Here is an 11,198-nt window from a genome sequence, read left to right as displayed (position 1 = left end):
CTGGTTGCAACGGCAACCGTACCGAAACCGGGCGCGGCGTGTGCCGGATCTGGCTGAACAGGCGCGGGCACTCTTCCTGTCGTCATCGGCCTGATGCATGCTGCACGACGGGGCCGGGAGGAAGCGCGTTCGACGTGGTACCCCCGGAGAGTGGACAGCACGGTCAAGAAAGCCGATCCGCGGCCGCTTAGGTCTGGATCACAGGAAAACGTTAGCGAATGAGAGCACCAGGCCACCACAGCCGACGTTGCCATCGATGGCCGCACTGAGCCGCATGCTGGTTCGGCCGCAGCGTGCCCTGTTGTGGGGTGGAATGCTGCTCGGCCTGCTGTTCGCCGCCGGACTGGCGACGATGCTGGCCAGTGACTTCCAGCGCCGGCAGGACGTTGCCCAGCGCCAGAGCCGCACCTTGGCCGTGGGCAGCCAGCGCCTGCTGTGGCTGGAAATGCGTAACCTGGAACGGGCGATGCAGGGCGTCGGCGCAGACGCTGCGCAACTGTTCCGCAGCGTGCCCGGACAAGCACCGGAGCTGCTGGACCAGAACATCGCCGGCGTGCTGCACCGGCATGCCGAGCTGGACAGCATCGTGGTGGTGGACCAGCACGGCCGCGCGCTGACCAGCGGCGTCGGCGACCTGCAGCTGCCGCTGTGGGTGGACGGGCAACGGCGTGGCAGTGGCAGTGACCTGTACCTGGGGCCGCCGCAGCGACGCGACGGCTTGAACTGGGTGCTGCCGTTGGCCCTGCAGCTGGAACAGGACCGCTGGCTGCTGGTGCGCCTGCATACCAGTGAACTGCAGCGGATCATCGGCGGGCTGGATATCGGCACGCGCGGGGTGGTGTCGATCAGCGATGTGGAAGGCCATGTGCTGGCGCGCTCACCGATGGACGGCAACGTGGTGGGGCAGCGCTTCGGGCTGGCCCACCGCGAGACGCTGGGCAGTGACGCGGTGCGTTCGCTGGGCGTGGAAACCAGCCCGGTCGACGGGGTGGCACGCATATCGGCGATGAGCACGCTGCATCAGTATCCGCTTGCGGTGTATGCCGGGCTGGGCCATCGCGAAGTGCTGGCCGCATGGTGGCCTTACGTGTACGCCTCGGTGGCGATGTTCCTGCTGTACTGCGGGCTGCTGGCCGGCCTGGTGTGGGGCGTCGGCCGCGCAGCGCGGCGCCAGCATGTGCTGGCCGAGGAACTGCGCACCGGCCACGCCGAGCTGCTGCTGGCCCATCAGGTGGGCCATGTCTGCACCTGGCACGTGGATGAAGATGCCTGCCAGCTGCACTGGTCGCCGCTGGCTCGGGAGATCTTCGGCGTTGACGTCGATGCGCTGCCGTTGTCCGAGTTCTTCCAGCGCGTGCACCGCGAAGACGGCGTGCGCATGCAGGCGGCATTCGACCGGGCATTCGCCGGTGATGCGGTGCTGGACGAGGTGTTCCGCATCGTGCTGCCGGGCGGCGACGTGCGCTGGGTGTCCGCACGCGGTCGGCGGGTGATTATCGGCGATCGCCAGCGGCGGATGATCGGTGCGATGACCGACATCAGCGAACGCTACCTGGCACGCGAGCGCGCCGACCAGGCCGAACGCCAGTTCCGCCTGCTGTTCGACCGCAATCCGGCGCCGTTCTGGGTGTTCGACCCGGATACGCTGCGCTTCCTGGAGGTCAACCAGGCCGCGGTCAGCCAATACGGCTATACGCGCGAAGAATTCCTGGCGATGAGCATCCTGGACATCCGGCCGCGCGAAGGCTGGGAGGAGATCCGCGGGGCGATCGCTGAAGCCCGCATCGGCGAGGTGCAGGACGCGAAAATCCGCCTGCACCAGCGCAAGGACGGCACCGTGTTCGAGGTGCGGGCGCATCTTTCGCGGCTGGATTTCGATGGACGCGCGGCCTGCCTGGTGCTGGCTGAAGACGTGAGCGAGCGGCTGGCCTACGAGCGCGAGCTGGCCTACCACGCCAGCCACCATCCGCAGACCGGCCTGCTCAATACGCGGGCGTTGGCCGAAGCGCTGGACGAGTGCGGCAAAGGCTACACGGTGGCCTTCATCCAGTTGCGTGGGCTGCGGCTGATCTCCGATGCGTTGGGCAATGACATCGGTGATGCGGTGCTGCAGGCGATGGCCACGCGGCTGGGCGGACTGGGCGCGCGGTTTGGCTGGTTGGCCTTCCAGCCGGCTGAAGACTTCGTGTTTGCCTTCAGCGATGCCCACGATGCGCAGAACGCGCTGGATGCACTGGTGCAGATCGTGTCCGAGCCGGTGCGCGGGCAGGACTCGCTGCACCAGTTCGAGCCGAGCATCGGCGTGGCCGTGCACGCGCCGGGTGATGGGCTGCTGGCGGCGCAGGTGGTTGGCATGGCGGCGCAGGCCGCGCACAGCGCGCGCGCCGAAGGCGATGTGCTGGCGCGCTTCGACCCCAGCGTCAATGCACGCCTGGCCGAGCGGCTGCGGCTGGCCGGCCGTATCCACAACGCCATCGATGCCGAATTCGAACTCTATTTCCAGCCGATCTGCCACGCCAGCGACGGTACGCCGGCCGCGCTGGAGGCGCTGCTGCGCTGGCCACAGGCCGATGGCAGCTTCATCCCGCCGGGCGATTTCATCCAGCTGTGCGAAGACACCGGGCTGATCCTGGCGCTGGGGCGCTGGGTGATCCGTGCTGCCGCGCAGGCCCAGCGGCAACTGGTGGATGCCGGCTGGGCCGACCTGCCGATCGCGGTGAACGTATCGGCGGTGCAGTTCTTCAACAGCGACCTGGTCGGCGAGTTCGGCCGCGCGATGGAGGAGTTCGGGCTGGCACGCGGTGCGTTGCAGGTCGAGCTCACCGAGAGCAGCCTGATGCGCAAGCCGGCCCAGGCGATGCAGACCATGCAGCGGCTGCACGAACAGGGCATCTGCGTGTCGCTGGATGACTTCGGCACCGGTTTTTCCAGCATGTCCTACCTGCAGCACCTGCCGCTGGACATCCTGAAGATCGACCGCAGCTTTGTCGCCGATGTGGAGATCAATCCGCGCAATGCCTCGATCTGCCGCGCGCTGTTGTCGTTGGGCCACAGCATGGGCCTGACCATCATCGCCGAAGGCGTGGAGACGCCGGGCCAGCTGCAGTGGCTGGCCGCGCACGGCTGCGACCAGGTGCAGGGCTACCTGCTTGGCCGGCCGGCGCCGCTGAAGACGGTGATCGAGCGACTGGACGCGGTGGAAGTGGTTCTGTAGCGCCGGGCGATGCTCGGCCGAATGCCTGCACCGCGCGGAGCGCTCGCCGAGCATGGCTCGGCGCTACCGTTCGAAGCTGGCCGCAAAGGTGTCCATTGTTTCCGTTCCTGCAACAAACCGGCTCGGTGCAACGTATTTTTCGCGCGGGCCGCTGGCACTAAGCTTGAGCGATGTCCTATCAGGAGTCCGCCGTGCGCCGCCTGCCCAGCCTGTACATCTCGCATGGTTCGCCGATGACCGCGCTGCAGCCCGGACTGGTCGGACAGCGGCTGGCCGAACTGGCGGCCGATCTGCCACGCCCACGCGCCATCGTCATCGCCAGCGCGCACTGGCTGAGTACGCAACCGCTGGTGGGCGCGCATCCGCTGCCGCCGACGATCCATGATTTCGGCGGCTTCCCGGAGGCGCTGTATCGCCTGCAGTACCCGGCGCCGGGTGCGCCGGAGCTGGCGGCCCAGGTGCAGCAGCTGCTGCTGGATGCCGGCCTGCCGGCGCGCCTGGATCCCAGCCGCGGGCTGGATCACGGCGCCTGGGTGCCGTTGCGTTTCCTGTTCCCGGACGCTTCCATCCCGGTGGTGCCGCTGTCGCTGCAGCCGCAGCTGGGTCCGGCCCACCAGCTGGCGCTGGGCAGGGCGCTGGCGCCGCTGCGCGAACAGGGCGTGCTGCTGGTGGGCTCGGGCAGCATCACCCACAACCTGCACGATTTCCGCCGTTACCAGGACGGCAAGGAAGCGCCCTACGTGCGGCCGTTCATCGGCTGGGTGGAGCAGCGCCTGGCCGCTGACGACGTGGATGCCCTGCTCGATTACCGGGCCCAGGCGCCGGGTGCCGTGCAGGCGCATCCCAGCGATGAACATCTGCAGCCGCTGCACTTCGCCATCGGCGCGGCAGGGGAGGGCGGACTGGGGGCACGGCGCATCGATGCGGGCATCGATGCCGGCATGCTGGCGATGGATCTCTACCGCTTCGACGGGGCTGGCGGTTTGCTGTCGCCCCGCTGAGTCCGCTCGATGCAGGCGTGGGCCTGATCGCCGTGCTGTGCTAGTTTTTTCCGGTCACTGGCGCCTTGGCCGCATGGCCATCCTTCCCCCGTTGGCGCCGTCATCTGGATGATGCATGCACACCATTGAAGTGGTCCTGGCGATGCTGGTCGCCGTCGTGGCCAGTGGTTACCTGGTCCGCGTACTGCCGTTTTCGTTGCCGTTGCCGCTGGTGCAGATCGCGCTGGGCGCGGTGATCGCCGGTGTATTCAACCGCGGGCACGCGCTCGACCCGGACATGTTCTTCCTGCTGTTCCTGCCGCCGTTGCTGTTCCTGGACGGTTGGCGCATCCCCAAGCAGGGGCTGTTCCGCGACAAGGGCGCCATCCTGGAACTGGCCTTCGGGCTGGTGGTGTTCACGGTGATCGGCGCCGGCCTGCTGATCCACTGGATGATCCCGGTGATGCCGCTGGCGGTGTGCTTCGCGCTGGCGGCGATCATTTCACCGACCGATCCGGTGGCGGTGGGCGCGATCGCGTCGAAGGCGCCGATCCCCAAGCGGCTGATGCACATCCTGGAAGGCGAATCGCTGCTCAACGATGCCTCCGGCCTGGTCTGCTTCCGCTTCGCGGTGGCTGCGGTGATGACCGGTTCGTTCTCGCTGGCCACCGCCTCGATGACCTTCCTGTGGGTGGCTGCGGCCGGGCTGGCGGTCGGCGTGGCGGTGACCCTGGGGGTGTCCACCTTCCAGCGTTGGCTGTGGCGCCGCTTCGGCGAGGAGCCGGGCGCGGCGATGCTGGTCAACCTGCTGATTCCCTTCGCGGCCTATCTGCTGGCTGAAGAGGTCAACGCATCGGGCATTCTCGCGGCAGTGGCGGCGGGCATCACGATGAGCTACGTGGAGCTGACCGGCCGCGTGTCCGGCAGCATGCGCGTGCAGCGTTCGGCGGTGTGGAACATGCTGCAGTTCAGCTTCAACGGCATCATGTTCGTGTTGCTGGGTGAACAGCTGCCGGGCATCGTGGAGCGTGCCGTGGCCACGATGAGCGAGAGCGGCCACCAGAGTCCGTGGTGGCTGGCGGTGTACGTGATCGTGATCAACCTGGCGCTGATCCTGCTGCGCCTGCTGTGGGTATGGCTGTCGCTGCGCTGGAACCTGCTGCGCGCGCGGCGTCGCGGCGACGAGCAGCGCCAGGCGCCCAGCTGGCGCATCGTGGTGGCGACCTCGGTGGCCGGCGTGCGCGGGGCGATTACCCTGGCCGGCGTGCTGACCCTGCCGTTGTTCCTGCCCAGCGGCGATCCATTCCCTGCGCGTGACCTGGTGATCTTCCTGGCCGCGGCGGTGATCCTGTTCTCGCTGGTGGGCGCCAGCGTGGCCTTGCCGCAGTTGTTGAAAGGCCTGCAGTTGCCGGCCGATTCGGGCGAGCGCAAGGAAGAGGACGTAGCGCGCAAGCTGGCATCCAAGGCGGCGCTGGCCGGGGTGGAGCGGATGCGCCAGCAGCTGGTGCAGAACCAGACCACCGACAACGTGCAGCTGTACAACGATGCGGCATCACGGGTGAGCCTGCTGTACCAGCGCAACCTGGAAAAAGAGCATGGCCCGGATGCGGATCCGGAAAAGGTCAGGCGGATGGAACGCGGCTACCGCCAGCTGCGCGGCGCCGGGCTGAACGCCGAACGCGAGGAGCTGTTCCGGCTGACCCGTCGCGGACTGATCTCCGATGAGATATCACGCAAGCTGATCCGCAACCTGGACCTGCTGGAATCGCGGCAGAGGGAGTGAGGGGCATGCTGGCGGTAGCGCCGAGCCATGCTCGGCGGCTCTTGCCGCGGTGCCTGACACAGCCCGCCGAGCATGGCTCGGCGCTACCGCAGGCCCGTCCAGCAGGCCTCAGGCCTGCGGCTTCAGGTCGAGGTAGCGCACTTCGACACTGCCCTTGATCTTCAGCGTCATCGGGTTGCCGCGACGGTCGCGCGCCTTGCCCGCCTGCACGCGGATCCAGCCTTCGCTGACCGAATATTCTTCGACATCGGTGCGCTCGACATCATTGAAGCGCACGCCGACGCCGCGCTCCAGCGCCTGCGCATCGTGGTGGGGGCTGGCCGGGTTGATGGCCAGGTGGTCGGGAGGCGTATCGCTCATTTCAGCTTCACTGTGACGGCCACCAAGGCCGGCTTCATGGGGTGAAGGATACCTGTACGCGGCGCGCGACCCAACGCCGATGCTTCCGGCGGCGGCCGCAAGGCCTCAGAATGCGTGCCACAGCACCGTACCCGCAGGACCACGACCATGCCCGACAACAGCGATTATTTCGACTTCGAAGAAGACGCCCACGACTACGACGAGGACGATTTCGAGGCGCGTGCATGGAACCTGCTGGTGCTGATCAATCCCGGCGACGAAGAGCTGGCGCTGGCCCAGTTCAACCGCTGGCGCGAGCTGCTGGCCGAACAGGGCGAGCCGTTGGAGCCGGACAGCGACTGGATCCCGCCGTTGTTCACCGCGATCGGCTGGCAGAGCGGCTTCGAGGTGGAACGCGATGACCTGGAATCGCTGATGTCGGCGGTCAACGAGCTGTCGGCGCGCTTCAACCTGCAGGTGGACTGGGGCGGCGACCTGGACGACGAAGACTTCAGCATCGGGCTGGATGGCGTGCAGCTGATGTCCACCGCTTTCGACCGCCTGCGCGAGAACAATTACACGCTGTGGAGCGTGGATGCCGGCAGCGACGGTTTCACCGGCTGGATGGCGCTGACCCGCGACGACGACGCGATGCTGGCGCTGTGTTCGCTGCTGAACGTTGAAGTGCGGCTGGGCAGCGATCCGTTCTGACCGGGCCGGATCCTGTGCTCGCTACTCGGGCTGGTACTGCGCGCGGGCGTTGGCGATCACCGCCTTGACCCGTTCGCGATCGGTATGCCGGGAAATCGGCTGCGCGCCGAGCGCGATCGCCTGTTCGCGAAGGGCCACGGTGACGTCGTAGTGCGCGCCGCTGGACTTGTTCTGGAACGCGCGACGCGGGATGCCGAGCTGCGCCGCCATGGCATGCAGCTCGGCCAGGGTGTCGGCCATCAGGTGGGCCCAGCGCTGTCCGCGCCAGGCCTGTACTGCGTCGTCGACGTAGACCGTCACCGGGGTCCGGAGGCCCTTCAGGCCTTCGGCTTGTCGTCGGCGTCGGCGTCGGCTTCGGTTTCCGCTTCTGCGTCTGCCGGGGCCTCGGTGGCTGCCTCGGCGTCGGTGAGGTCCTGTGCAGCCTCGCCTTCGGCGGCGTCTTCGGCATCGATGTTGTCGAACTCGGCGGCCAGCTGGTCCAGGTACGCATCGGCGTCCAGTTCCTTTTCGGCAGCCATGACCTTGATCAGCTCACCCAGGCCTTCGGAGTACTGCAGGTCGACCTTGCGGCCTTCCTTGCCCTGCACGTTGGCCAGGTGCTTGAGCATGGCCAGCATCGGCATCGGATCATCCGCGTTGCCCATGGTCTGGCCGCCGATCGACAGCAGCCACTGGCGGCCCTGCAGGCCGATGGCCGCGACCACCTGGCCTTCTTCGTTGGTCAGCACGGCGTGGTTCTGCACCTGCTGCTGGTCGCTCAGGCGGGCGAAGGCGCGCTTGGGCTGCTGCTTCTTGCGCTTGTCGCGCTTGGCTTTGGAGAGCTTGGACATGGTGGGAGCCTGCAAAAAGGGAAGACCGCCATTGTAATGGCCCAGCGCAGGGCGCGCTTGGCGCTATGGCGCGGCGTCACCCACCACGGCCGGCACCTGCGCGGCCTGCACGTCCGGATCGGCCACTGCGGGCGACAACGCGACCGGGGAGCCGGCGCCTGCCAGCGCAGAAGCTTCGGCATCCCGGGTCATCACCACGATGCTGATGCGGCGGTTGATCGGGTTGGCCGGGTTGGTCTTGTCGAACAGCACCGAAGAGGCCAGCCCGACCACGCGGGTGACCTTGGCCTCATCCAGTCCGCCGTCCACCAGCGCGCGGCGGGCCGCGTTCGCGCGGTCGGCACTGAGTTCCCAGTTGCCGTAGCCGTGCTGGGTGCTGTACGCGGCGGTGTCGGTGTGGCCGGTCAGGCTGATCCGGTTCGGCACGTGGTTCAGGTAGTTCGCCAGTTCGCGCAGGATGGTCTGCGTATACGGCTTCAGTGCCGCCCCGCCGAGGTCGAACATCGGCCGGTTCTGCTTGTCCACGATCTGCACGCGCAGCCCTTCTGGGGTCAGGTCGAGCAGCAGCTGGTCCTTGAACGGTTCCAGCGCCTGGCTCTTGCTGATGGCCTCGGTGAGTTCCTGCATCAGCGCTTCCAGCTGCTTCTTTTCCTGCTGGCGCGAGTCGGGGTCGACGGCCTTGGGAATGCTTTCCTGCTGGTTCTGGAAGGGATCGTTGCTGGTGCCACGGCTGACATCGGCCGCCCCGCCCAGCTTGATCATCGAGGTGCTGGCGCCACCCGGCCCCGCCATGCCCGGTGCCGGCGTACTGCTGGTGCCCGACAACGGGCTGGGATTGCGGAAGTATTCTGAAATGGCGCCGCGCTCGGGCTTGCTGGTGGACGCCACCAGCCACAGCACCAGGAAGAAGGCCATCATCGCGGTGACGAAGTCGGCGTAGGCCACCTTCCACGAGCCGCCGTGGTGGGCGGCGTGGCCCTTCTTCTTGACCCGGCGGACGATGACGGTGGGCTTGGTCTCGCTCATGGCTTACTTGACCGTCTTGAGGTGCTGCTCGAATTCGGAGAACGCCGGGCGCACGTCGGACGGCAGCGTCTTGCGGGCGAATTCCAGCGCGATCTTCGGGTTGTAGCCGCGCAGGCAGGCCAGCAGGGCGGTCTTCACCGATTCGTAGATGCGGCTGTCCTGCTCGGCGCGCGCTTCCATCGCCGCGGCCATCGGGCCGACGAACCCGTAGCCCAGCAGGATGCCGAGGAAGGTGCCGACCAGCGCGCCGGCCACGTGCGCGCCGACTTCTTCGATCGGGCCACCGATCGAACCCATGGTGATCACGATGCCCAGCACCGCCGCCACGATGCCGAAGCCGGGCAGGCCGTCGGCCACCTTGGTGATGACCTGCGACGGCGCCAGCGCTTCGGCATGGTGCTTGTCCAGCTCCAGCTCCAGCAGCGGTTCCAGTTCGTGCGGTTCGATGTTGCTGCCGATCATCAGGCGCAGGCAGTCGGTGATGAAGTCGACCAGGTGGTGGTCGGCCTGGACCTTGGGGTAGTTGGCGAAAATGGGACTTTCGCCGGGCTTCTCCACGTGGTCTTCCAACGACATGAAGCCTTCGCGGCGGGCCTTGTTGAGCAGCTCGTACACCAGGCTGAGGACGTCGATGTAGTCCTGCTGCTTGTAGCGCGGGCCCTTGAACACGGCCACGCTGGCCTTCAGGGTCTGCTTGACGGTCTTTGCCGGGGTGCCGACCAGGAACGCACCCACGGCGGCGCCACCAATGATCACCAGCTCGTAGGGCTGCCAGAGCGCGCCCAGTCGTCCGTGGGCGCCGAGATAACCACCGAGCACGCTGGCGATGACGACGAGGAAGCCGATGAGGATGAGCATGGACGCGACGCAGGGAAAGGGGGTATCTCCCTAACGGCGCGTTCACGCGGTTTCTGAAGAGGCAATATGTGAAATCCGTCAGCGGGCCTGCCGCCGCGGATCAGCCGGCGGGTTCGGCTTCGGCGCCGCCCCGCTGCAGTGGATCGTCATAGGACGCGCCGTTCTCGGTGAACGAAAGTGAGACGGAGTTCAGGCAGTGGCGCTCGAAGGTGGGCGGCGGGCCGTCCGGGAAGACATGGCCGAGGTGGCTGCCACAGCGGGCGCAGGTGATCTCGGTGCGGATCATGCCGTGGCTGATGTCGCGGATCTCGCGCACGTGTTCGGGGGCGAACGGGGCGAAGAAACTGGGCCAGCCGGTGCCGGAATCGAACTTGGTGCTGGAGCGGAACAGGGGCAGGGCACACAGCCGGCAGCAGTAGACGCCATCGCGTTTGTTGTCGAGGAACACGCCGCAGAACGGCGCTTCGGTGCCGTGTTGGAGCAGCACGCGGGCTTCGTCGGGGCTGAGCGAGGATTCCAGTGCCTGGCGCTGCGCGTCGGTCGGGGGCGTGAGGTCGAAGGCGCTCATGCGGTATCTCCTGGGGGATGCCTGCGGAGATGGGGGCGTGGGGCCGGGCATGCAAGCGGGTGGACAGCGCACGGAGTGCCTGCTGGCGGGGCGCGGCCGGTTGGCGGGGGCTTTGTTCATGGCAGGCACACGGGAGGCGGCGCACGCTGCGCTGAACTACTACCGGGGGCTGCCATGAAGCGTTCATTGATCCTGCTGTCTGCGTTGCTGGTGCCGGCGCTGGCGTCGGCGCAGCTGGCGTCGCCGTCCAGCCCGACGGCGACCCGCAGTGCGACCACGGTGCGTCCGCCGCCACCGCCGCCGGCTCCACAGCCGCCGCGCGTGGTGCAGCCTTCGCCGCCGTCGCCGGTGCAGGCCCCGCGGCCGATTGCCAGCCCGCCGCCAGCGGCGGGGCCGATCCGCAGCACCGGGCCGGCGAAGGTGGTGGCGCCGCCGGCGAGCACGGCCCCGGCGAAGGTGTATGACCGCGACGGGCGGATCATTCCGGGGGTGAAGCCGGCGGGGCCGAACCGGGTGTTCGATTCGCGCACGGGGCGGTATCACGACAGCGTGCCGCAGGGTGCTGACGCCAGGATCAAGCCGTAGGGTTGGGTTTGTTTGTTTGTTTGTTTGCCGGGCTGCGCCCGGCACCTGCCTTTCAAGCCAGAGCCAACGTCAACGTCAAGAGCTGCAGGGCTGCTGCGTTGGCGGGGCGGGGTGGGTTCGTGGGAATCGCCGCAAGTACGTCCCTGTAGGCTCGCCATCCGCATCCATGCGGATGAGCGTTCCCACGAACCCCCCCCCCCCCCCCCCTAGGCAGGTCCAAGGTGGGCCAGGGAACAAAGGGTTGCCCCCCCCCATGGGGGGCGGGGTTGGGGGGGGGCGGGGGTTTTTTGTTTTCGCCCCCCCA

General features: G+C 67.7%; 11 protein-coding genes. 5 read left to right on the top strand and 6 right to left on the bottom strand.

Features of this window, described 5'->3' with window-relative positions; genetic code table 11:
- The first annotated feature begins 256 nt into the window (after positions 1-256).
- The 3 genes from ACI2JH_RS09305 (at position 257) to ACI2JH_RS09295 (ending at position 5,977) form a co-directional block, all read left to right on the top strand.
- Positions 257-3,214, top strand: a complete 2,958-nt coding sequence (locus ACI2JH_RS09305) for an EAL domain-containing protein (protein WP_404736025.1) — start codon at positions 257-259, stop codon at positions 3,212-3,214.
- Positions 3,215-3,405: 191 nt separating this feature from the next.
- Positions 3,406-4,215: a class III extradiol ring-cleavage dioxygenase gene (locus ACI2JH_RS09300; RefSeq protein WP_101100266.1), complete on the top strand. Its 810-nt coding sequence runs from the start codon at positions 3,406-3,408 to the stop codon at positions 4,213-4,215.
- A 115-nt stretch (positions 4,216-4,330) separates the two neighbouring features.
- Entirely contained in the window at positions 4,331-5,977 is a 1,647-nt protein-coding gene (locus ACI2JH_RS09295) for a Na+/H+ antiporter (protein ID WP_182657225.1), read from the top strand.
- Positions 5,978-6,085: 108 nt separating this feature from the next.
- Here ACI2JH_RS09295 and ACI2JH_RS09290 read toward each other — a convergent pair whose 3' ends face one another.
- The gene (locus tag ACI2JH_RS09290) at positions 6,086-6,337 is read right to left on the bottom strand and encodes a DUF3297 family protein (protein WP_042612769.1); all 252 of its coding nucleotides are present in this window, start codon (positions 6,335-6,337) and stop codon (positions 6,086-6,088) included.
- Between the two features lie 147 nt (positions 6,338-6,484).
- Here ACI2JH_RS09290 and ACI2JH_RS09285 point away from each other — a divergent pair, with 147 nt between their 5' ends.
- A complete protein-coding gene (locus ACI2JH_RS09285) occupies positions 6,485-7,027 on the top strand; it encodes a hypothetical protein (protein ID WP_042612770.1) in 543 nt (180 codons plus the stop codon).
- 21 nt (positions 7,028-7,048) lie between these two features.
- On the opposite strand, the gene ACI2JH_RS09280 is transcribed toward ACI2JH_RS09285, so the two are convergent.
- From ACI2JH_RS09280 to msrB, 5 genes are all read right to left on the bottom strand, one after another.
- Positions 7,049-7,327, bottom strand: coding sequence for a DUF4031 domain-containing protein (locus ACI2JH_RS09280; protein WP_042612771.1), 279 nt, complete (start codon positions 7,325-7,327; stop codon positions 7,049-7,051).
- A gap of 17 nt (positions 7,328-7,344) precedes the next feature.
- The gene (locus ACI2JH_RS09275; RefSeq protein WP_404736024.1) at positions 7,345-7,857 is read right to left on the bottom strand and encodes a hypothetical protein; all 513 of its coding nucleotides are present in this window, start codon (positions 7,855-7,857) and stop codon (positions 7,345-7,347) included.
- A 63-nt stretch (positions 7,858-7,920) separates the two neighbouring features.
- Positions 7,921-8,883: a flagellar motor protein MotB gene (gene motB / locus ACI2JH_RS09270; protein WP_101100139.1), complete on the bottom strand. Its 963-nt coding sequence runs from the start codon at positions 8,881-8,883 to the stop codon at positions 7,921-7,923.
- 3 nt (positions 8,884-8,886) lie between these two features.
- Positions 8,887-9,741 carry a flagellar motor stator protein MotA gene (gene motA / locus ACI2JH_RS09265; protein ID WP_101100140.1) on the bottom strand — a complete coding sequence of 285 codons (855 nt, stop codon included), beginning with the start codon at positions 9,739-9,741 and terminating at the stop codon, positions 8,887-8,889.
- A gap of 100 nt (positions 9,742-9,841) precedes the next feature.
- Positions 9,842-10,309, bottom strand: coding sequence for a peptide-methionine (R)-S-oxide reductase MsrB (gene msrB, locus ACI2JH_RS09260; RefSeq protein WP_042612775.1), 468 nt, complete (start codon positions 10,307-10,309; stop codon positions 9,842-9,844).
- 174 nt (positions 10,310-10,483) lie between these two features.
- Here msrB and ACI2JH_RS09255 point away from each other — a divergent pair, with 174 nt between their 5' ends.
- Entirely contained in the window at positions 10,484-10,894 is a 411-nt protein-coding gene (locus tag ACI2JH_RS09255) for a classical arabinogalactan protein 4 (RefSeq protein WP_101100267.1), read from the top strand.
- Positions 10,895-11,198 lie beyond the last annotated feature (304 nt).

This window comes from Stenotrophomonas sp. NPDC078853, from assembly GCF_044901215.1.
Lineage (GTDB): Bacteria > Pseudomonadota > Gammaproteobacteria > Xanthomonadales > Xanthomonadaceae > Stenotrophomonas > Stenotrophomonas lacuserhaii.
This window is presented reverse-complemented; position numbering and strand designations above follow the sequence as displayed.

What these genes read in the sequence shown, in the direction of transcription:
- msrB (WP_042612775.1), bottom strand. Translation starts at nt 10,309, where the DNA reads ATGAGCGCCTTCGACCTCACGCCCCCGACCGACGCGCAGCGCCAGGCA.
- ACI2JH_RS09295 (WP_182657225.1), top strand. Translation starts at nt 4,331, where the DNA reads ATGCACACCATTGAAGTGGTCCTGGCGATGCTGGTCGCCGTCGTGGCC.
- ACI2JH_RS09285 (WP_042612770.1), top strand. Translation starts at nt 6,485, where the DNA reads ATGCCCGACAACAGCGATTATTTCGACTTCGAAGAAGACGCCCACGAC.
- ACI2JH_RS09275 (WP_404736024.1), bottom strand. Translation starts at nt 7,857, where the DNA reads ATGTCCAAGCTCTCCAAAGCCAAGCGCGACAAGCGCAAGAAGCAGCAG.
- ACI2JH_RS09255 (WP_101100267.1), top strand. Translation starts at nt 10,484, where the DNA reads ATGAAGCGTTCATTGATCCTGCTGTCTGCGTTGCTGGTGCCGGCGCTG.
- ACI2JH_RS09290 (WP_042612769.1), bottom strand. Translation starts at nt 6,337, where the DNA reads ATGAGCGATACGCCTCCCGACCACCTGGCCATCAACCCGGCCAGCCCC.
- ACI2JH_RS09305 (WP_404736025.1), top strand. Translation starts at nt 257, where the DNA reads ATGGCCGCACTGAGCCGCATGCTGGTTCGGCCGCAGCGTGCCCTGTTG.
- motB (WP_101100139.1), bottom strand. Translation starts at nt 8,883, where the DNA reads ATGAGCGAGACCAAGCCCACCGTCATCGTCCGCCGGGTCAAGAAGAAG.
- motA (WP_101100140.1), bottom strand. Translation starts at nt 9,741, where the DNA reads ATGCTCATCCTCATCGGCTTCCTCGTCGTCATCGCCAGCGTGCTCGGT.